Raw genomic sequence first — 20,319 nt, forward strand, 5'->3', positions numbered from 1 at the left:
GAATAATTATTGACATCAGTGGGATAATAAACCAAAAAGTAATTTTCGAAGCAGTGTAAAATCATGAGGAAACCAGAAAGAAGATGGAATAATGGAAGTGAAAGAGAAGATTGTACATGACAAAGGCTTAGATCACACGCTTGGTTTAATGGGAGAAGGCTATCTTTTTATCAAAAATAGAATGGATTTTTATAAATGCAACATATTTGAAACACATATAATGGGAGAAAAAGCAATTTGCATCAGCGGAGAAGAGGCTTGTAAGCTTTTTTACGATGAAGAGTTATTTCAGCGAAAAGGTGCAATGCCGATGAGGGTACAAAAAACCTTGTTAGGAGTCAATGCAATTCAGGGAATGGATCAGAACGCACATATTCAGCGGAAACTCTTTTTCATGTCGTTAATGACGGAAGCCCATCAAAAGAAGTTCGCGGAGATTTTCCTAAAAGAAATGGAAGCTTCTGTTACTAAATGGGAGAGTATGAATGAAATTGTCCTTTTTCATGAAGCTAAGAATATTTTATGCAAGGCAGTATGTTTTTGGACCGGAGTTCCCTTGCCGGAATCTGAGGTGGAAAATCGGGCAGATGATCTTAGTTCAATGATTGATGGATTTGGCGGAGTAGGGCCCCGATACTGGAAAGGAAAGTCGGCACGAAACAGAACCGAGGAATGGATAAGAGGAATTATAGAGGATGTGAGGAACGGAAAGCTGATAGTAAATGAGGATTCAGCGCTTTATTTGATGGCCTTTCACAGGGAACCGGATGGCATTCAGATGGATTTGCAAATGGCGGCAATAGAGCTGATAAACATAATAAGGCCAATTGTCGCGATTTCAACATATATTACCTTTACGGCTTTGGCATTATATGAACATCCTGAGTGCAGAGAAGAACTGATGCGCGGCGATAATAATTATTCTGAAATGTTTGTACAGGAAGTCCGCCGATACTATCCGTTTACCCCTTTCATCGGAGCAAGAGTGCGGAAAGACTTTGTCTGGAATGAGTATGAGTTTAAAACAGGAGTACTTGTATTGCTGGATGTTTACGGGATGAATCATGATTCTAAAATATGGAATGATCCTGGTGAATTTAAGCCGGAGCGTTTTCAGGAACAAAAAGACAGAACCTTTAGCTTTATCCCGCAAGGCGGCGGTGACCCCGGAAAGGGACACCGCTGTCCTGGTGAAGGCATTACAATTGAAATAATGAAAGCAAGCTTAAATTTTCTTATTAACAATGTTGATTTTGAAGTTCCGGAACAGGACTTGAGCTACAGTCTTTCCAGAATTCCCACTTTGCCTGAAAGCGGGTTTATTATGAAAAACATGAAAAAGAAATTTTAAGGGATAGACTCCGCAGAACGGTCATACTATTTTATGAGCATAGCATAACTGCGAATAAAAAGGGGCGGATCATCGGATTGGACAATTATGATTCAGATAACAGGATGTGGAATGAGAATGAAATATATGATTATGTAGCGGATACCTTGAAAGCCTTTGCGGATGCCATAATACCCAGGTCACCGGGATTAGCGGAGCTATACGGCAGGGTACAGTATTACGGTGCGCTGGATTTGTATACGGCTGAGTACCTTATTATGTCACTTGACAGTTTAGCGGTGCCTTCGGCAATACCGGCAGCGGAAATATTAAATATGGCAGCGGAACAGTTCCGTGGTCCATTTTCTTCTGACGGGAAATTCTTTTTAAACCTGACACCGGCCGAACGGTTTCAGGTGATCGGTCTGCTGCTTCAGCCGGAGGTCATCGCTTATTTCCCGGCGCTTAAGCAGATGGGCCCGGAATATGTTATTTCTGTCATCTCTTCTTTAAATAGATTGATCATGATGGGGTATTATTCGGAATGGCCGGGATACGGTTCGACACGCCTGGCCCCTCCTGAACAGCGTATATTGGAGCATTACCCGGTCAGTTGGGAGCAAATCGGATATCCGGGTCCTTCTCTGGGGTATCGTGTTGCTAAGTCCTACAGCTATACATGAAAGCAGGCAAATGATTGCTGGAATGGAGGAATGTATGAATAACGAATATGATGCAGATGTTATCGTAATAGGCGCGGGCGGAGGCGGTGCCGTTGCTGCAAAAGAACTTGGTGAAAAAGGAGTAAAGGTGCTGTTAATTGAGGCCGGACCCTGGTACGGCAATAAAAAATGGCCGGAGCCAAACACAGAGGCCGGTGCGGGAAGCAGTTCCAGCTATGATGATCTTGACATTAACCTGTTAAAGAAAAGCTTTACGGATCTGGAAGATGATATGAATGACGGCATATCCGGCAAATTCCGCTGGGGCTCTGCCGACAGAAGCGTAAGTCCCTGGCAGAGAATCAATGTGCAGGGAGGTTTTGTCTGGCAGAGTGCAGGGGTAGGCGGAACCACGCTTCTATATTTTGCAAATTCGCCGCGTGCTTATCCAAAAGCCTTTGAAAAGGAATGGCCGATCACTTACGAAGATATGATTCCATATTATGAAAAAGTGGAGAATACACTGCCTGTGCATTCGGCAACAGGGACAGCAAAGGAAGATTTATTTTACTATGGTGCAAAAAAAATGGGGTGGCAATACATAGATGCCAAAGATATGACCGAACCGGGGTACCGCCCCCAGCCAAATGCTATTTTACGCATAAATCCGCTTCTTAATGACCCGGACTTTGACATAAACAACAACCGGTCCGTTGGCTGCACCTTAAGGGGACATTGTGTGAATGGCTGCCATATCGGGCCGAGTGTGGACGGAGTAGCAAAACGGTCTGCTCTGGTAAGCTATGTACCTCTTGCGCTCAGCACCGGAAATGTGGAAGTCAGGCCAAACACCTTTGTTACAAAAATTAATGCAGCAGAGGATGAGGAAGAAGGACTGCATGCAGCCGGCGTCTCCTGCAGGAACACATGGACAGGCGAAACCAGCGAATTAAAGGCAAAGGTCATTGTTATGGCCGGAGGTGCCATTGAGACCCCCAGGCTTTGGTTAAATTCCGGCCTGCCGGAAAATGAATGGATCGGAAAAGGTCTGACGACTCACGTTATCGATTGTGTATCCGGTATTTTTGAGGAAGAGGATTTGATGAATGTTTTAGGAATGTCTGATGTAAAGCCCTATGTGGGCCAGAATTCCGCCGCCAGATTTGATTATCCGGGACTTGGGGCATTTGAACCCTTTGGAACAAGTCCCGGTGTCTATTCGACCATGATATACGGAACCAGCCAGAAGGGATATTATTTTCAAAATCAGCCAGGAGAGGAAGAGCCCTGGGACAGGGAAGGTATTGTTGCCGGAGAATTGCTGAAAGAATTTATGAGAAACTATAAAAGAACATTAAGCATCGTTATATTTTCAGATGATGATGTAAATCAAGAAAACGGTGTCACTCTGGATCCGTCGTTAAGGGATGAGAATGGGTATATTCCGGTTATTACATACCGAATGAGTGAAGCAGATACCGCAAGGAGAGATCAATTAGCCAGGATTGCCTGCGGAATATTAAGAAATGCAGGAGCAAAAACCATTACCCGTGCAAATTGGCCGCCGGATGTCTGTGCTCATATTATGAGTACAATGCGCATGGGATATGTGACGGATACAAATTGTGAAGCGTACCAGGTCAAACGGTTATTTATTGCGGATAACAGTGTTCTGAGCAATGGGCTGGGAGGTCCGAATCCGACACTCACCACGCAGGCGCTGGCAACGCGTACGGCGGAGAAAATAGTGGAAAAGTATTTTATGGCCTGAGCTGTTTCCTTTTCCGGAAGTACAGTGGTGTACGCCCTGTTATTTCCTTGAACACCCTTTCAAAATGAGTGATGCTGCCATACCCGGTTTTTGCGGCAATGAGATAGACTTTTAAGTCCGTTTCTTCTAACAGTGCAATTGCTTCTTTGATCCGGACGCTGTTTACATACTCCACAAAATTAAAACCGGTTACTTCTTTGAAAGCACGGCTCAGATAATAGGGACTGACATAAAATTTATCTGCCACATATGGCAATGTCAGTTCATTTTTGTAATGCGCGTTGATGTAACGAACCACTTCGGATATCCGTTCGTGCATCGGATTTAAATACTCAAGCGGTTTGCTGTCATGCTCCTCCATAAATCTGGAGCAGTAAATCAATAGCTGCATGATCAGTGTCTGAATGACTGTTTCATAAATGGATTTTTTTTCTTTTGCTTCTTCAACAATCCGCTGCAGTAAGTCTTCTACATACATTTTATTCTGCAGGGGAAACGAGATCACAACATAGTCATTTTGAAACTGCGGATGCAGCGTTTCAAAAAATCCCCCTTTTGAGGCAGAGAGAAATTCTTCTTTGAAATTGAGGATGATTTTTTCGTGCTGCGGCTGATTTCCGTTGGCGGTCCGGTGCAGGACATTCGGGTGCAGGATCATCAAATCCCCCGCTTTCAGTACAACAGTTCTGTCCTTGATAAAAAACAGCCTCTCTCCCTCCAATAGATAATACACTTCGTATGAGCTGTGAAAATGATTGTTGGGCATAATATGATTTCGCTGTTTTTTCTTTGAAACTGCAAAAATATCCTCCATATTGTTGAATACAAAGTTACTCCTCTCCATCCTTCTCCTTTCTGAAAATGCCTTAACTGCTTGTTTTTTTGTTCCTGCTCCTATTATAAATAAAATCCGGGAAAAAGGATAGCAAAAATTAAGAAGAAATCCGGCATTTTGGCAAAAATTGTACATATTGATGCGTTATTATTAAAGAAAGAAATTATATTTTATGATGAAGGAGAGGTACAATGAATACGGAAAATAACAAAACCCCGCTTCAGTGGGGCGAACTCGCATGCGACACTTTAATGGCAAAATTTCAGGCGAAGGATCTGCCGCCTGCCGGACGGTTCCACTATCATCAGGGAGTGTTCCTGCTGGGTATGGAGAAATGTTATGATCAGAATGGGGAAGAAAAGTACTTTCAGTACAGAAAGGACTGGGTGGACAGCATCTGCAATGAAAAGGGTGAGATCAGCTGTTATGATCCGACCCAGCTTGACGACATACAGCCAGGCATCCTGCTTTTTCAATTGTATGAAAAAACCGGAGATGAGCGGTATAAAAAAGCACTGTTCACTTTGGTTCCATTAATCAAAAACTGGAAGACCAATCAAAAAGGCGGATTTTGGCATAAGGAAGTTCATCCGAACCAAATGTGGCTGGATGGACTTTTTATGGGAGGCCCCATTGCCGTTAAGTTTGGAAAAACGTTCCATGAGCCACTTTATTTTGATCTGATTGCCCGCCAGGCCCTTCTGATGGATCAATATACCAAAGACGGAAAAACCGGTCTTCTTTATCATGGCTGGGATGAAAGCAAAGAAGCAGAATGGGCCGATCCGGTTACAGGCCGGTCCCAGGAATTCTGGGGGCGCGCGGTTGGGTGGGTTCCGGTGGCTCTGCTTGAGATTTTTGATGATTTACCGGAGGATCACGAAAAGAAGCCGGAGCTGGTACAGATGCTTTGTAACATCATGAAGTCTCTGATTCCTTTTCAGGATGAAAGGACCGGGTTGTGGTATGAGGTGCTGGATAAAGGAGATGACCCGAAAAACTGGCTGGAAACTTCCTGTACCTGCCTCTTTGTCTATGCAATTGCAAAGGCGGTGCGGATGGGATACCTTCATGCGGTTTACTTAAAATATGCATGGAAAGGCTATAACGGTGTCATCAGCCGTTTGAAGCTGGATGAAAAGGGAGGAATTATAATTGATGGAGTCTGCATCGGAACTGGAATCGGAGACTATGAACATTATTTAAACCGTCCAACTTCTGTAAACGATTTACACGGTGCCGGCGCATTTATTCTGATGTGTGCAGAAATGAATCTTGCTGAAGAAATTTAAGTAGAGACCAGACCGGATTTGCTGACTAATCCGGTCTGGTCTGCTGTAGTTATGAATAATAAAATTGTTATTATTCTGATATTGGTGTAGAATAAATGTAGCAGGATCCGATTGTTTCATAAATCCTAAGGAGGCTAATATTTTGGAGAAAGAACAATTTTCAAATCGGCGGCCCGGAATCATTGGAGAAGAAAAATTCAGGCAATATGCGGTATTAATTCCCATGATCGACAGTTCGGATATTACTTATCTATTATTTGAAAAGAGATCCGATAAATTGAGACGCCAGCCTGGAGAAATCTGCTTTCCCGGCGGAAAACTTGAAGCAGGGGAATCCTTACAGGCGTGTGCGGTCCGTGAAACAATCGAAGAATTAAGGGTCCTCCGGCAGCAAATTGAGGTGACTGGCCCCGGAGATATTTATATATCGCCGTTTAATTTAATGATCCATCCATTTATCGGTATAATAAAAGATTATCAGGATACCTTTAGTACTGATGAAGTAGATGAAATCATAAAAGTGCCGTTGGACTTCTTTCGGAATCATCAGCCAGAGAAATTTGAGAGTAAACTGATAACCGAGCCGCCTGAGGATTTTCCCTACGAGTGGATTCCGGGCGGCATAAAATATCCATGGGCAAAAGGCACTTACGACATTTTGTTTTACCAATATGAGAACTGGATCATATGGGGGATGACAGCGCAGATCGTAAAGTCAGCGGTAAACTTAATTGATCAGTATCATTTAAAGTAAATGTGATGTATTTCATTCAAACAGATATTTTTAAAGAGAGGTGATTCCGATGAAAAAAGAAATTTATCTGGCAGGCGGATGCTTTTGGGGAACAGAAAAGTACCTGGAAAACATTCCGGGCGTCCTGTCTACGGAGGTTGGATATGCCAATGGCAATACGGAGAATCCGACTTACAAAGAGGTTTGTTACAATAATACCGGACATGCGGAAACGGTAAAGGTGGAATATGATGATGCCGTAATAGGTCTGCCATATATATTACAGCTTTATTATGATGTGATTAATCCGGTAAGCGTCAATCGTCAGGGGGGAGATGTTGGTTCCCAGTACAGAACCGGAATCTATTTTACGGACGGCAGGGATGAAGCAGTTATTCGTGATTCCATAAACGAGCTGCAGAAAAAATACAAAGAAAAAATCGCAATCGAAGAAAAGCCTCTTGATAATTATTACAAAGCGGAGGAATATCATCAGAAATACCTGGACAAAAATCCCGGCGGATACTGCCATATTGGGGCTGATAAGTTTGAAAAGGCCAGGAAGGCAGTGGATATAAGCAGAAAGTACGGGAAAAAATCACTGGATGAACTGAAAAACAGCTTAACAGAAACCCAGTTTGAGGTAACACAAAACAGCGCGACAGAGCCCCCGTTTAGAAATGAGTATTACAATGAATTTAAAGAAGGAATTTATGTGGATATTACGACAGGCGAACCGCTTTTTCTGTCAACGGATAAATTTGAGTCCGGATGCGGCTGGCCAAGCTTTTCGAAACCGATCGACCAGGCATTGATCGCAAATGTTGCCGATAGAAGCCATGGTCTGCAGCGGACGGAGGTGAGAAGCAGGAATGGTGATGCACATCTGGGGCACGTATTTGAAGATGGCCCGGAGGATAGAGGAGGATTGCGGTATTGCATTAATAGTGCTTCCCTAAAATTTATTCCCAGAGAAAAGATGGAACAGGAAGGATATGGTGATTATCTTAAGTTACTGTAAACGGCGGGAATGAACTGCCTGGTTTCATCGTATAATTTAAATAAAACTGAATATAATGTAGTAAAAAAAATTCTTGGTGAAGTTAATGTTTCAAGATAAAAATCGTAGAGGAATTCTCTCTTGTAACCAAGTCGATCCCTTAACAGAACGGTATATAAATCCTGAGGATATTTATATCGTCAAAGGCTATCGTATTGAAGCATTTATTAATAATATAGATTCTCCAATTGGAATGGTTTTTAATGAAGATGGAAATATTTTGATTGCTGATTCCGGTTTAGCTACTGGAAATCCCAGAGTGCTGCAGCTGGTTGACGGTCAATTTGAAACGATTGCGGAAGGTTTTGTTGTTCCTATATCGGGTATTAATTATTTAAACGGCGTAATCTATGTGTCTCATAGAGGTTATGTTACAAAAATATACAGAGATGGTACAAGACAGAATATCATTATGGGGCTGCCCAGTAATGGTGATAATTATAATAGTCCGGTTACCTTTTCACCTGATAATAAATTGTATTTTGGGCAGGGAACTGTCACCAATAGCGGCGTTGTCGGGAATGATAACAAGTGGGTGACAGTTTCTCCATTGTTATGTGATTATTCCGGTGATTATATCATGCTTTATGGACAAAACTTCGCGACCAATAATATTCTGGCAGAGGCTTTGCCCAATGATATTGCAATGACGGGCGCCTTTTCTCCTTACGGCATACCCAATATTGAATATGAAATCAGAAAGAGATATATTAAAGCTTCCGGCAGCATACTAAGGGCAAATCTCGATGGTTCAAATCTCGAACAAGTAGCCTGGGGATTCCGAAATCCTTCGTACTTAAAATTTGATGTAAGCGGTCAGCTGTATGCAGCCAATAATGGCTATAATCCAATCGGGAGCAGGCCGATTGAAAATGCGACAGACGATTTTTATTATATTACACCTAATTTATGGTATGGATGGCCGGATTATTCCGGAGGGGAAGCGGTAAACTCCCCCCGGTTCACCCCAAGAGGCGGGGTCCAGCCTACGCTTCTTCTAAAAAATCAACCGAATGTTCCGCCAAGACCTTATGTTACATTTCCTCCGAATTCAACGATAAGAGGGTTTGATTTTAATTATAATGTGGAATTTGGCCCCTATGGGGATGTGTATATCGCGGAATATGGCAGCATCATTCATACCCAGATCGGTGATTCGGTTTCCTATGCCAGTGCAGGGCATAGAATATCTAAAATTGATATGAGATCCAGAACGATCAGTACGTTTGCAATTAATACAACCGGCTTTCCGGCCTCTTTATCAAATGGAGGAGGGTTTGAGAGACCGTCACATCTTATATTTGGGCCTGATGGAGCAATGTATATTGTGGATACCGGGTTAAATGTCATGGGAAATTCAGATGCCTTTATACCTAATACCGGAGTAATATGGAGAATATTCAGAACTGATTCATAAAACCAGTTGAAATCTATTGACAATCCCTGCCCCTTGTGCTATTATTGCATGAAATAGTGAAAAAGCAATGAAGAGAAATAGTACATATACAGGAAATTTCAGAGAGAAGATGGATGGTGCGAATCTTCATTTTAGTATATCGAAGCAGTCTCGGAGCTTTGAACCGAACGATGATTTACCTGATCCGGAGCGGTAGATGGTTTAGTAGGCTTCAACGTATTCCCACGTTACAGGGACACGATATGATGGTATCGTAGAGAGTGCAGAGATTTCTCTGAATTTAGGTGGTAACACGGATTGTACATTCGCCCTAAACGTTTCGACGTTTAGGGCTTTTTTGTTACTTTCACTTTTTAAATCATACAGAAAGAGGGTACATAATTATGAGAAATTTTGAAAAGTCAAGTAAGCTTAATAATGTTTGCTATGATATCAGAGGGCCGGTCATGGACGAGGCCAATCGAATGATCGGTCAGGGCATTGATATTTTAAAATTAAACATCGGGAATCCCGCACCATTTGGTTTTCGGGCACCGGAAGAGCTTTTAAAACAGATGAATGAAAATTTATCGGATACAGAGGGGTATTCAGACTCCAAAGGTCTGCCGTCTGCCAGAATGGCGGTCGTAAAGTATTGCAGGAAAAAAGGGATCGAACATGTTTCGGCGGACGATGTGTATACGGGAAATGGCGTAAGTGAGCTGATTACATTATCCATGCAGGGGCTTTTAAATTATGGGGATGAAATCCTGGTCCCTTCTCCGGATTATCCTTTATGGACAGCATCGGTGACTCTTGCAGGCGGTACCGCCGTACATTATGTTTGCGATGAGGGTGCGGAATGGTATCCGGACATCCATGATATAAAGAGCAAAATTACGGACAGGACAAAAGGAATTGTCATCATCAATCCCAATAACCCTACCGGTACCTTATACCCCAAAGCTATACTGGAGGAAATTGTGGAGCTTTCCCGTCAAAACGGACTCATTATTTTTGCCGATGAAATTTATGACAGACTTGTGTTAGACGGTTTGGAGCATGTTTCAATCGCCTCCCTCGCACCGGATTTATTAACAATTACATTCAATGGTCTGTCAAAATCGCATTTGATCGCAGGATACCGCTGCGGCTGGATGAGCCTCTGCGGTGATAAATCCTTTGCAAAGGGTTATGTGGAAGGAATCAATCTGCTTTCCTCTATGAGACTTTGCTCCAATGTTCCCGCCCAGTCGGTGATCGGTATGGCATTGGAGATGGAAGAGGAAACCAGGAAGCTGCTGATCCCAGGCGGAAGGATATACGACCAAAGAGAATATATTTATCAGGCGTTAAATGAAATACCGGGAATTTCAGTGATAAAACCCAAAGCAGCTTTTTACATGTTCCCTAAAATTGATGTTGACAGATTTCACATATACGATGACGAAAAATTTGTCCTGGACTTTTTAAAGGATAAGAAGATCCTGTTGACTCATGGCGGCGGTTTCCACTGGGAAAAACCGGATCATTTCAGAGTTGTCTATCTGCCGGAGCTGGATCAGCTAAAAACGGCATGTGATAAGCTGGCGGATTTCATGTCATACTACAGGCAAATGTAAAGAGCAGATTCCAGAAAGAAAGGAGTGTTTCCATGTTGAAACAAATTGAAAACAGAAGAAGTATCCGGAAATATTTAGAAAAACAAGTGGAAGAAGAAAAGCTGTTCCATATTTTAGAAAGTGCTAGATTGGCGCCTTCCGGAAGCAATACCCAGCCATGGCATTTTATTATCGTGAAATCGGAAGAAACCAGAAGGAAGTTATCCCTTGCTGATCATGATCAAAAATGGATGATGACGGCTCCGGTGTTCATCGTGTGCGTAGCAGATATTCGCTGCCGTGTTGATAAAGACGCGGATATTTGTCTGGATGAGAACAGTCCGGAACCAGAGCTGAAACAAATTATAAGAGATACGGCCATTGCCATAGAACATATGCTGCTGGAAGCGGAATATCTGGGTTTATCCACCTGTTGGACCGCCTGGTACGATCAAAAGGATATCAGGCCGGTTTTAAACATACCGGAAGATAAATACGTATGCGGCATCGTTACATTAGGGTACGGAAATGAAGCTCCCAAGCAGCGGCCAAGAAAAAATCCGGAGGAAATCGTCAGATACGAAAAATGGCAGTAATATTGGCATAAGTCCATGGGACATGCTACTTAAGGATCCCCAGTCTGAGTTTCCATACAAGGATCCGGATTACCGAAGCGTCGATCCGTTCTTCTTTTAGAGTCCCGTTATTCAGGGCATTTAAGACCGCAGGAATCTGTGTATCAAAGTCAGTAGCAACCAGTAAATCGTTTCCGGCAGTAATGGCAAGGACGGCAGAATCAACATCCGGGGTTTCATTCTTAATGGCATCCATGCTAAGGTCATCGGTCATAATGACTCCTTCAAAGTGAAAAGATTCCCTTAAAATTTCATGAACAGCGGGGGAAAGAGAGGCCGGATATTTCTCATCCATGGAAGTTACAATATTATGGGATACCAGTACACTGTCAGCACCGGCTTCCATACCGGCCCGGAAGGGAAGGAAATCACTCCGGACAAACTGGTCATAATCTCTGTTATCCGTAGCAGCTCCCGTATGGGTATCCGCATTGCTGCCATAGCCTGGGAAATGTTTCAGCGTGCTGCCGATCCGCTCCTTTTTCATTTCTTCAATGACTGTTCTGACGTAATCAGCCGTAGCCCCGGCCTCCCGGCCAAAGGACCGGCGGTAGATAAAATCATTGGGATCGGTAGAGACATCACAGACCGGAGCCAGGTTCACATTGATGCCAAGTCCAAGCAGGAGGGCAGCCTTTTCCCTGGTATCGGCCTGAATGGCTTCAAAGCCGCCCTGCTTATACAGATCCTGGGGGGACTTAAATGGTTCATTTCGGAAGGCTGTATATTTGCTGACGCGGCACACTGTTCCGCCTTCCTCATCCACTCCAATGAGCAGGGGGATGGGAGAGGAAATCTGGTAGCTTTTGATGAGCTCCCGGATGCTGGTTTTTGTCTCATCCTTAAAATCATCCCCGAACAGGATATAACCGCCCGGATGATAATTCTTAATATCCTCGATGGCGCTGTTCTTACGCAGGCGGACAAAAAACATCTGGCCAACTTTTTCCTCCGGAGTCATGCCGGAGAGCAGCTCTCTGGCTCTGGCCTTATAGGAATCACCGCCCGAGGCAGAATCCGTCTGTCCGGCGGTTTCGATAGCGGAGGTCTCTGCAGAAGAGGGTTCTGTTATGGTTTCTGCGGGATTTGGAGCAGCGGCTGCACCGGTTCCGTTGGCAGTCTGTCCGGAGTCCTCCGTGATCCGGTTATCTGATTGATTAGAATCCGGAAAGGACTTCGTGCAGCCTGTCAAAAGGAGCGGCACAAGGAAAAGTATAAATAGATAGTTGTATGATTTCATGAAATTCCTCTCTGACCGATCTGATGCTGGAAGCAATCTGTTTTTGTTTCATTATATAGTTTCAGGAAGCAATGGTCAAGGGAATCAATTCCGGCCTGTCAGAGTTAAATAATTTTTCAGTTCCCGGTTCCAGGAAGCATATTGTTCTTCTTTGCGGCGGTCTTTCAGATCCGTGTGTTCGGTCAGGCAGGTTCCTATATAGTCCGATACTTTTCTGGCTCCAAAGTAGTTCAAATGGTCCCCCTCATCCCGGGAATCTTTTGCCCAGTCGATATTCAGGGCATCAATATTTAAATTCAGGTCAATATAAGTCAGCTGATGTTCTTTCGCAAAGGAAGCGGCAGCATTATGCTTGGAATAGGTCCAGCACTTTGGTGAGGGAGCACTGTAAAGGATCAATTGAATGTGTTTCTCCCCGCAGAGTTCCGCGATCTTATTGAGATAGAATAAAGGCTGTTCTCCGATTTGGCAGATATCATCTGTTTTATTTACATAAGGCCCGCTTTTGTATGGCTTAACAATGGCACTGTATTCATATCCTTTATAAACAGTTACCGGTCCCTGCTTTGCTTTCCGGCCCAGATTTTTTAACATATAAAAGTGAAAATATTTCCAGCTGTTATGGTATTTATAGATAGGAAAGATTTTTTTTGCTGCTTCATCGGCAGTAGTCTCAAGGGCATTGATGTATTTGAAATCCCGGTAAAATGCATTGGTTTCCAATAATACTACCTTTGGCGATTGATTTTGCAGCAGCCGTTCAAGCAGATAATAAGTGTCCTGCAGCCGTTGCCCCGGAACGCCGCAGTTATAGCCCGCATAGCCGTAAGCTTGATAGATTTCCAGGGGAGATATGCTGACACTGCATTCACTGTCCCCGATTGCTATGTAATCAATGGTGTCTTTTGGCTCATTTAAGATGCCGTTTGCCTTTTTATAAAAGCCGTTTTCCATGCTGTTATATGGAAGAAGCAGATAGGATCCTGCGTACAATAAAAGGAAAAGGCCTGCTAAAAATAATGTTGTTTTTATAAGATTTCCGGTTCGCATCCATTCACCTCTTAAAATCCGGCATAAATCAATTTTGCCGGTAAATATCCATCCCCATAAGCGCCCAGAATAATGACTGTCAGAATGGCAGCATAAAGAAAGCCCCAGCGGGCAAACAGATTCCAGCCGGAAATTTTCCCGCGTATGGAGATCCCTTTTTCGTGTATCACTCCGACCGCATATACCACAAGGAAGCCAAACAGCACGGCAGTAAAATCCTGCAGGGACAGACCCAGCTTTAATAAGGATCCGTCTGTGGCCGCAGACCAGCTGAATCCGGTAAAAATGGACCGGAACATGAGCAGACCGCTTTTTAAGCTGTCCGCTCTGAAAAATAATTCTCCGGTAAATATGATCGGAAGCATTTTCAAGGTCTGAAAGCCGCGGTACAGGGTGTTTCGACGGTCAATCTTCAGCAAGTCCGTTATCTTCTGAACCAGCGGTTCGGACAGATTGCCAAGCATGATCAAGACAAAGTAATACATGCCGAAGAAAATATAATTCCACCCGGTTCCGTGCCATAATCCGTTGCAGATCCATACCCCAAACAAAGCGATGGAAGAGGCAAGAACCTGTCCCATATGTTTCCCGAATTTCGCTCTTGAACTCTTCCCCAGTTTCTTAGCAAACCGGGTCAGGGAAATGGGATAAAAGACATAATCCTTCAGCCAGGTGCCAAGCGTGATATGCCAGCGTCTCCAGAATTCCGAGGCGGTTTTGGAGAAAAAGGGCTGGCGGAAGTTTTCGGGAATGATTATCCCGAACATCTCACCGGTACCGATCGTCATATCGATGCAGCCTGAAAAATCAGCATACAGCTGGAAGGTATACAAAACAGCAGCCACAAGGATGGGAATCCCGCTATATTGGCCGGGATTGCCAAAAACCGTTTCTGCAAGCATGTTCAGACGGTCAGCGATAACGAGCTTTTTAAATAATCCCCATAGCATTCTCTGTATTCCGAAGGTAACATTTTTATATTCCAGGGGCCTTCCCTGATGCAGAACCGCCGCCGTCTGGGAATACCGGCAGATCGGCCCTTCCATGATCGCCGGGAAAAATGACAGGTATAAGGCCAGCCTGCCTAAATGGTCATCTGCCTCTATTTTCTCATAATAGACATCGATCAGGTACGAGACGGCCTGCAGGGTATAAAAGGATATGCCGATCGGTAAGGCAAATTTCATTTCCGGCAATAGCTTTGGGAAAGATGCCGCTTTTAATAGCAGATTCATATTTTCGCAAAAGAAACCGGAGTATTTTAGAAGCAGTAAAATACCAAGCTGCAATCCGATCCCAAACCATAATATCCTGCGCTGCTTCTTTGAACAGGCTGATTTCAGTGCCTTTTTGTCATCCCAGTCCGGTTCCTTTAACCCATAGTCTTTTTTACAGGAAGAAAGCCAAAGTCCTGTGTGATGAATGGAAAGGGTAGAAAAAAGTAAGTATACCAGGAGCTTTCCGCTTATGGAGAGGAAAAAAACATAACTGGCAAGCAGCAGTACTTTATAACGGTGACGCATGGGCGCAAGCTGATATGCCAGAAGTACGGCCGGCAAAAAGATAAAAAGGTACAATATTGAATCGTAAGCCATCTTTTTAGTCCTCTTGCAATCGATTGATCATACTCCATATGGCTTTTGCAGAATTGAAGTTAACAGGTACCATGTCCATGGGAGTGATTTCGATGCAAAAAGCATCTTCTAACTCCGGTATGAGAGATAGTATGGAAAATGAATCCAGAAGACCTCCGTCAATCAGCCTGGTCTCTGTTTCATAATCAATGCTCGGGTTAATTTCCTTTAAGATATTTAATAATTGCTCCATATTTATAATCTCCTTTATCATTTCTTATGCCTGAAAGTAATTTAAGACATCCGTCTGCAGATTGGGTCTGGCTATACGGAATTTATCATGCTCTGAATACAATAGTACTTTTGGCAATTCGCGGCTTAAAAATAAGGACATGCCTTCTGTGACCGAATAAGCGCCTGCCTTTTGAAAGATCAGTTTATCCCCCGGTTTAAGGCCGGTAAAAGGGTATTGCTTCACCAGGACATCATTTACCGTGCATAAAGAGCCGCAGACCGTCCATTCCTTTGTTTCTCCGTCACGGGAATTGAAATGAAGGATGGGAGGCTTTTTCATAGCCAGCATCTGCCCATAATAGTTTAAATGGTGAATGCCGCCGTCAACGATGCAATAGGGCTGACCGTCATTTATCTTCATATCTGCCACGCTCGTGACATATGAGCCGCAGGAAGCGGCGATGAACCTTCCCATTTCCAATGTGATCTTCCCTCCGAATGTAAGCTGTTTTAAGAGCGCTGCAAGGGTATTCAGCATAAAATCCTCCTCATTTTTATAGCCGGATGAATCAGGCGGATCTTCCGCCTTATCCTCTTTAAAATAACACACAGGAAGGCCGGGGCCATACTCGATTTTCTTAACAGTAAAATCATATTGATTTTTTAAATCAGAACAAAGCTGATCCAGCATATTCAGTTCTTTTTCCAGTTTTGCTGCGGATTTTTTCTGTGTGCCTGAAAAGAACTGAATGCCTTCCAGGCTTATGAAATCATAAGGACTTTTCTCCGCAATCTGACGTATCGATGTCTCATCCATGCCAAATTGATTTCCCGATGTCAGCCGCAGGAGTACCCGGACAGGCAGGCGGTGTTTTTGGGCATAACCTTTAATATGCTGCCATTGGGAGAGAGATTCAATGGTATAGATGATCTGATTTCCGTACCGGTCAAGGGCATATTCCATATCTTTCGGATTTTTATGTACACCGGACATGACGATCTTATTCATATTTATATGGGCTCTCTCACAGATATGGAATTCTCCGGGAGAGCAGACTTCAAAAGAATCAGCCAATTCCTCCAGTTCTTTGATTACAAAGGGATTGGCTTTCATGGCATAGCATAATTCCACGTCCCTGCCAAGAGCTGTTCTGATCTTACGGATCTGCCGGGCCAGGATATCCGTATCAAAAATATAGAAGGGAGTCTGGTACTGACTGATTGCATCAGCAAATTTTTTTTCGTTCCAGATTGTTTTCATCCGCGCATCTCCAATAGTTTTTTTCTGTCGATCTTTCCGTTTGCAGTCAGAGGTAATTCAGGCAGGGGAAAGAATGCGGACGGAATCATATAGGAAGGCAATGACTCCTTCATCCTGCCTGCAATTTGTTTCCCCTCCATACTTCCCACATAAAACGCAGTGATCCTGTTTTTCGCTGTATCAAAAACGCAGCATGCTCTTTGGATGTCCGGATAGCTGTTCAGGGTGAGTTCAATTTCTTCCAGTTCAATGCGGTGTCCCATATGCTTGATCTGAAAGTCCTTCCGGCCTGCAAAACACAGCTCTCCCTTCTCATTGTAAAAGGCAAGATCACCGGTCCGGTAAACCGTCTCAAGGTAATGCGTGTTCAGCGGATTTTGCACAAAAGCCTGTCTGGTTTGTTCCGGGTTGTTGTAATACCCCAAAGCCAAGGCTGTGCCGGATACACAAATTTCGCCAATCGTTTCTTTCTCTGTAACCAGTTTGTCCTCCTGGTTCAACAGGAAGACTTTTTCATTGGGAAACGCTTTTCCGATGGGCAGCATTTCATCCGGATCCAATTCCCGGCCGATGCGGTAATAGGTGCAGTTGCAGGTGATTTCCGTCGGGCCGTATAAATTCACGTACTCTGCATGGGGGAGGTACGACTGCCAGAGCTTTAAATGCTTGATTGGCATTGCCTCACCGCTGAATAATATTTTGTTTACTGCGGAAGGCACTTTATAAGTGAGCCCCTTTAACTGCGTTACCATGCATAGTGCGGAAACCGCCCATATCAAGGTTGTTACCCTGTATTCACAGATGTAGTCGAGCAGCTGCGTGGGGATGGAAAAAAGCCTTTTGGGTATGATGACCATGGCTGCCCCTGTTTTAAGGGCTGCATAAATATCCTTTACGGATACATCAAAATCAAAGGGGGCCTGATTTCCGATGATGTCGTCCTCAGTAATATGAAACATGGAAGGAAAGTACTCCATAAAATCAATGACAGAACGGTGGCTGACTAAAACCCCTTTTGGTACGCCGGTGGAACCCGAAGTAAAATTGCAGTATAAAGGATCGATATCCTGAGACAAGTTACGGATAAGCCGTAATGTTTCTTCTGATATACCGCTTTTCACAATGTCATAATAGGAAAGCACTCTCCCGGTAAATCCAATGTCCGGCAGCGCGGTTTTTAAATCGCCAGGCGTAATGATGCAGTCTGTATCTGCAATGTTTAATATCTGCCGGATCCGGTCTGCCGGCTGATCCGGGTTTATTAAGATATAAAAGCATCCGGCGTAAACAATTCCCATGAATGCAGTCAATGCCTCTACGCTTTTATCCATAAAGACAGCCACCGGACGGCCGGGAGATACTGAGGAAGCAAGAAAACTGCCGATTCGCTTGGCATTTGACAGCAGGTCTTTATAAGAACAGCTTTTTTCCGGGTCTGTCACGGCTGTTTTATCCGGAAATTTTCGGGCGGAATGTTCTAAATATTCCAAAACATTTCTCATGGCTTTTCCTCCTCTCTGATTGGTTTTGTCGGAAACGTTATGCGGGCTTCAAAATGGGTCTGGTTTTTTGAGATTTCAAAGGTACCGTTCATCTGTTCCACTATTTTCCGGCAGGTCTTTAATCCGATATTGGTGCGATCCAGGAATACGCTGTCTTTCCGGATCGCATTGGAAATGCGGATGGTCAAATCATTGCCTTCCATATATCCGGTAACAATGACCGGCCCGTTTAAGCTGGCATATTTACTCACATTGGAAAATAAATTGTCGAACAGCCTTTTTAAATATTGTATATCAGCCGTTATGATACAGGACTGCGCTGCAAATTCTGTTTTTACATCAAAACCCAGATTGCTCAAATCAAAAACATGTTCGCTGATCAGCTGCTGGAGTAGGATTTTTGCATCAAATGTTTCCATCTGCATCAATATCTTTTCCTTGCCGAATACAAGAAAATACTGGAATAATTCGTCGGATAGATCCTTTAATTGAATGGACTTTTCTTTGCAGCTTTTCATGTATTTATCAAACTGTTCCTCCGAATAACAGCTCTTTGAATCCAGAATTTCCAGATAGCCGATGAGCGAGGTCAGCGGGGTACGGATATCATGGGATATGGAAGTGATCAGTTCGCTGTTTGCTTCCCATGCTTCCTTTTCGCTTTTATATCTTGCGATAATGGAATTTCTCATGTTATCCGCGTTCTTTGCAAGCAAAGAAATCTCATCGTTTCCTTTATGGAAAATCGGCTGCTCCAAATCCCCTTTTTCGATTAAGGATACTTCTTTTGATAAGAGGACGATCCGGGCTATGATCCGGCGGTTATAGAGGATCAGGATCGCAAACAGGAACAGGAAAAGGATTCCCCATGATATATACAATACCAGGTTATACCATTTTATATCCGAAGAATCGATGATGGATACGGAATAGGTCCCATCGCTGAATGCGACATCGCGGATGGATTGTTCATTGGTTTCCATGATGGTTCCTGCGGTTTCATAAGAAGCGTACTCATCATTCCAGTAACCGGATTCATAAACGATTTCGTTTCCGTCATATATGGTCAGATAAATATACTTATGGTATTTTACCCATTTTGAGATGGACCTTACATTTTTAACGGATATGTGATTTTTATGGATATATTTTTCAAACGAATTCTGATAAGTGCTTAATCTTTTTAATACGGCATCTTCATTCAGGTGATTTCTTGTGACCAGATAATCCCCCAGATTTAGTGCGATAAGGTACATGCCAAAGCTGATCACCGCTCCGAATATCAATACAAATATTTGTTTATACCGTAAAGATGATATCCATTTATGCTTCATCGATCTGATAGCCCTTTCCCCAGACGGTGCGAATGATTGCAGGGTTATTGAAATCCAGTTCCAGTTTTTTTCGAAGCTTTAAAATGTGGACCATAATCGTATTGGTAGAAGAGGGAAGAAACTTATCGTTCCATACGCCTTCGTAAATTGCCTGTGCATCTTTTGCCTTTCCCCGATTCTTAACCAGATACATCAAAATCTGGAATTCTGTGTCGGTAAGATCGATTTTTTGATTTTCGCGGGTAACCGAATGGCTTGCAGCATCGATCAAAATATCCTGCAGACGTATTTCCGAACTGTTTGAGGCGGATTCTGTTTTCCCTTTGTAGACAACATATCTTCTTAAAAGAGACCGGACCTTCATGAGAAGTTCGGCCTGTGAAAATGGTTTTACCAGGTAGTCATCGCCGCCATTTTCATATGCCGCTGTTTTATCATTTTCTTTTGACCTGGCAGTCAAAAAAAGGACGGGAGCAGAAGACCTTTTACGGATTTCCGCGCAGGCACCGATACCGGATAATTCAGGCATCATGATATCTAAAATGATCAGGTCGATGTCAGGATTTTCTGCGACCGCCAGAACCGCCTCTTTTCCGTTTGCCGCCTCCAATACGAAGTAGCCTTTCCGCTCCAGCTGAATGCGAAGGACTTCCCGGATATCGGCGTCATCATCCACCACCAGTATCTGCTGTACTGTACTCATGAATCCGGCAACCTCCTTTTGTTATTATTTTAATATGAAAAATTATAACATTTATCGATGGAATAACAATTAAATTTCGGGGAATTAAGAATTATTAAGAAATGGT

Annotated in this window: 18 protein-coding genes and 1 other annotated feature; of the genes, 9 read left to right on the forward strand and 9 right to left on the reverse strand. The window is 43.4% G+C overall.

From position 1 onward, the window contains the following. Positions 1-91: 91 nt before the first annotated feature. The 3 genes from BQ9856_RS06075 to BQ9856_RS06085 all read left to right on the forward strand — a co-directional run bounded on the left by BQ9856_RS06075 (position 92) and on the right by BQ9856_RS06085 (position 3,763). On the forward strand, positions 92-1,351 hold the full coding sequence (locus BQ9856_RS06075; protein WP_077610242.1) for a cytochrome P450: 1,260 nt from the start codon (positions 92-94) through the stop codon (positions 1,349-1,351). A 77-nt stretch (positions 1,352-1,428) separates the two neighbouring features. Continuing rightward, a complete protein-coding gene (locus tag BQ9856_RS06080; protein WP_077610243.1) occupies positions 1,429-2,013 on the forward strand; it encodes a hypothetical protein in 585 nt (194 codons plus the stop codon). Positions 2,014-2,047: 34 nt separating this feature from the next. Further along, positions 2,048-3,763 (forward strand): GMC family oxidoreductase N-terminal domain-containing protein, encoded by a 1,716-nt coding sequence (locus BQ9856_RS06085; RefSeq protein WP_077610244.1) that lies wholly within the window; start codon positions 2,048-2,050, stop codon positions 3,761-3,763. On the opposite strand, the gene BQ9856_RS06090 is transcribed toward BQ9856_RS06085, so the two are convergent. Further along, entirely contained in the window at positions 3,753-4,607 is an 855-nt protein-coding gene (locus tag BQ9856_RS06090) for an AraC family transcriptional regulator (RefSeq protein WP_077613264.1), read from the reverse strand. The genes BQ9856_RS06085 and BQ9856_RS06090 overlap by 11 nt on opposite strands. Positions 4,608-4,789: 182 nt before the next feature. Between BQ9856_RS06090 and BQ9856_RS06095 the strand changes: the two genes are divergently transcribed. The 6 genes from BQ9856_RS06095 (at position 4,790) to BQ9856_RS06120 (ending at position 11,276) form a co-directional block, all read left to right on the forward strand. Further along, a complete protein-coding gene (locus BQ9856_RS06095) occupies positions 4,790-5,890 on the forward strand; it encodes a glycoside hydrolase family 88/105 protein (protein WP_077610245.1) in 1,101 nt (366 codons plus the stop codon). Positions 5,891-6,032: 142 nt separating this feature from the next. Beyond that, positions 6,033-6,644 (forward strand): NUDIX hydrolase, encoded by a 612-nt coding sequence (locus tag BQ9856_RS06100; RefSeq protein ID WP_077610246.1) that lies wholly within the window; start codon positions 6,033-6,035, stop codon positions 6,642-6,644. A gap of 49 nt (positions 6,645-6,693) precedes the next feature. After that, a complete protein-coding gene (msrB, locus tag BQ9856_RS06105) occupies positions 6,694-7,644 on the forward strand; it encodes a peptide-methionine (R)-S-oxide reductase MsrB (RefSeq protein ID WP_077610247.1) in 951 nt (316 codons plus the stop codon). A gap of 85 nt (positions 7,645-7,729) precedes the next feature. Then, on the forward strand, positions 7,730-9,100 hold the full coding sequence (locus tag BQ9856_RS06110; protein ID WP_200801269.1) for a PQQ-dependent sugar dehydrogenase: 1,371 nt from the start codon (positions 7,730-7,732) through the stop codon (positions 9,098-9,100). Positions 9,101-9,158: 58 nt separating this feature from the next. After that, positions 9,159-9,416, forward strand: a binding site (T-box leader). Positions 9,417-9,483: 67 nt separating this feature from the next. Further along, positions 9,484-10,701, forward strand: a complete 1,218-nt coding sequence (locus BQ9856_RS06115; protein ID WP_077610248.1) for an aminotransferase class I/II-fold pyridoxal phosphate-dependent enzyme — start codon at positions 9,484-9,486, stop codon at positions 10,699-10,701. 32 nt (positions 10,702-10,733) lie between these two features. Next, positions 10,734-11,276, forward strand: coding sequence for a nitroreductase family protein (locus BQ9856_RS06120; protein ID WP_077610249.1), 543 nt, complete (start codon positions 10,734-10,736; stop codon positions 11,274-11,276). A gap of 25 nt (positions 11,277-11,301) precedes the next feature. Here the strand turns inward: BQ9856_RS06120 and BQ9856_RS06125 are convergent, their stop codons facing one another. The 8 genes from BQ9856_RS06125 to BQ9856_RS06160 all read right to left on the reverse strand — a co-directional run bounded on the left by BQ9856_RS06125 (position 11,302) and on the right by BQ9856_RS06160 (position 20,213). Next, entirely contained in the window at positions 11,302-12,555 is a 1,254-nt protein-coding gene (locus BQ9856_RS06125) for a glycoside hydrolase family 3 protein (protein ID WP_077610250.1), read from the reverse strand. Positions 12,556-12,639: 84 nt separating this feature from the next. Then, positions 12,640-13,605: a hypothetical protein gene (locus tag BQ9856_RS06130; protein ID WP_077610251.1), complete on the reverse strand. Its 966-nt coding sequence runs from the start codon at positions 13,603-13,605 to the stop codon at positions 12,640-12,642. Between the two features lie 11 nt (positions 13,606-13,616). Beyond that, positions 13,617-15,200, reverse strand: a complete 1,584-nt coding sequence (locus tag BQ9856_RS06135; RefSeq protein WP_077610252.1) for an MBOAT family O-acyltransferase — start codon at positions 15,198-15,200, stop codon at positions 13,617-13,619. A gap of 4 nt (positions 15,201-15,204) precedes the next feature. Continuing rightward, a complete protein-coding gene (locus tag BQ9856_RS06140; RefSeq protein WP_077610253.1) occupies positions 15,205-15,432 on the reverse strand; it encodes an acyl carrier protein in 228 nt (75 codons plus the stop codon). 24 nt (positions 15,433-15,456) lie between these two features. After that, positions 15,457-16,674 (reverse strand): diaminopimelate decarboxylase family protein, encoded by a 1,218-nt coding sequence (locus BQ9856_RS06145; RefSeq protein WP_077610254.1) that lies wholly within the window; start codon positions 16,672-16,674, stop codon positions 15,457-15,459. Next, a complete protein-coding gene (locus BQ9856_RS06150) occupies positions 16,671-18,176 on the reverse strand; it encodes an amino acid adenylation domain-containing protein (protein ID WP_077610255.1) in 1,506 nt (501 codons plus the stop codon). Before BQ9856_RS06150 ends, BQ9856_RS06145 begins: the two co-directional genes overlap by 4 nt. After that, complete coding sequence (locus BQ9856_RS06155) at positions 18,173-19,510, reverse strand: HAMP domain-containing sensor histidine kinase (RefSeq protein ID WP_077610256.1); 1,338 nt, start codon at positions 19,508-19,510, stop codon at positions 18,173-18,175. Before BQ9856_RS06155 ends, BQ9856_RS06150 begins: the two co-directional genes overlap by 4 nt. Continuing rightward, a complete protein-coding gene (locus BQ9856_RS06160; protein ID WP_077610257.1) occupies positions 19,500-20,213 on the reverse strand; it encodes a response regulator transcription factor in 714 nt (237 codons plus the stop codon). The genes BQ9856_RS06155 and BQ9856_RS06160 overlap by 11 nt, the downstream gene beginning before the upstream one ends. Between the last annotated feature and the right edge of the window lie 106 nt (positions 20,214-20,319).

Origin of the sequence: Clostridium sp. Marseille-P2415, from assembly GCF_900155545.1 — a bacterium.
Classification (GTDB): Bacteria; Bacillota; Clostridia; order Lachnospirales; family Lachnospiraceae; genus Lacrimispora.

Bases quoted from the DNA above. Each gene is read 5' to 3' on its own strand.
- BQ9856_RS06075 (WP_077610242.1), top strand. From the start codon at position 92: ATGGAAGTGAAAGAGAAGATTGTACATGACAAAGGCTTAGATCACACG.
- BQ9856_RS06085 (WP_077610244.1), top strand. From the start codon at position 2,048: ATGAATAACGAATATGATGCAGATGTTATCGTAATAGGCGCGGGCGGA.
- BQ9856_RS06090 (WP_077613264.1), bottom strand. From the start codon at position 4,607: ATGGAGAGGAGTAACTTTGTATTCAACAATATGGAGGATATTTTTGCA.
- BQ9856_RS06095 (WP_077610245.1), top strand. From the start codon at position 4,790: ATGAATACGGAAAATAACAAAACCCCGCTTCAGTGGGGCGAACTCGCA.
- msrB (WP_077610247.1), top strand. From the start codon at position 6,694: ATGAAAAAAGAAATTTATCTGGCAGGCGGATGCTTTTGGGGAACAGAA.
- BQ9856_RS06110 (WP_200801269.1), top strand. From the start codon at position 7,730: ATGTTTCAAGATAAAAATCGTAGAGGAATTCTCTCTTGTAACCAAGTC.
- BQ9856_RS06115 (WP_077610248.1), top strand. From the start codon at position 9,484: ATGAGAAATTTTGAAAAGTCAAGTAAGCTTAATAATGTTTGCTATGAT.
- BQ9856_RS06120 (WP_077610249.1), top strand. From the start codon at position 10,734: ATGTTGAAACAAATTGAAAACAGAAGAAGTATCCGGAAATATTTAGAA.
- BQ9856_RS06125 (WP_077610250.1), bottom strand. From the start codon at position 12,555: ATGAAATCATACAACTATCTATTTATACTTTTCCTTGTGCCGCTCCTT.
- BQ9856_RS06130 (WP_077610251.1), bottom strand. From the start codon at position 13,605: ATGCGAACCGGAAATCTTATAAAAACAACATTATTTTTAGCAGGCCTT.
- BQ9856_RS06135 (WP_077610252.1), bottom strand. From the start codon at position 15,200: ATGGCTTACGATTCAATATTGTACCTTTTTATCTTTTTGCCGGCCGTA.
- BQ9856_RS06140 (WP_077610253.1), bottom strand. From the start codon at position 15,432: ATGGAGCAATTATTAAATATCTTAAAGGAAATTAACCCGAGCATTGAT.
- BQ9856_RS06145 (WP_077610254.1), bottom strand. From the start codon at position 16,674: ATGAAAACAATCTGGAACGAAAAAAAATTTGCTGATGCAATCAGTCAG.
- BQ9856_RS06150 (WP_077610255.1), bottom strand. From the start codon at position 18,176: ATGAGAAATGTTTTGGAATATTTAGAACATTCCGCCCGAAAATTTCCG.
- BQ9856_RS06155 (WP_077610256.1), bottom strand. From the start codon at position 19,510: ATGAAGCATAAATGGATATCATCTTTACGGTATAAACAAATATTTGTA.
- BQ9856_RS06160 (WP_077610257.1), bottom strand. From the start codon at position 20,213: ATGAGTACAGTACAGCAGATACTGGTGGTGGATGATGACGCCGATATC.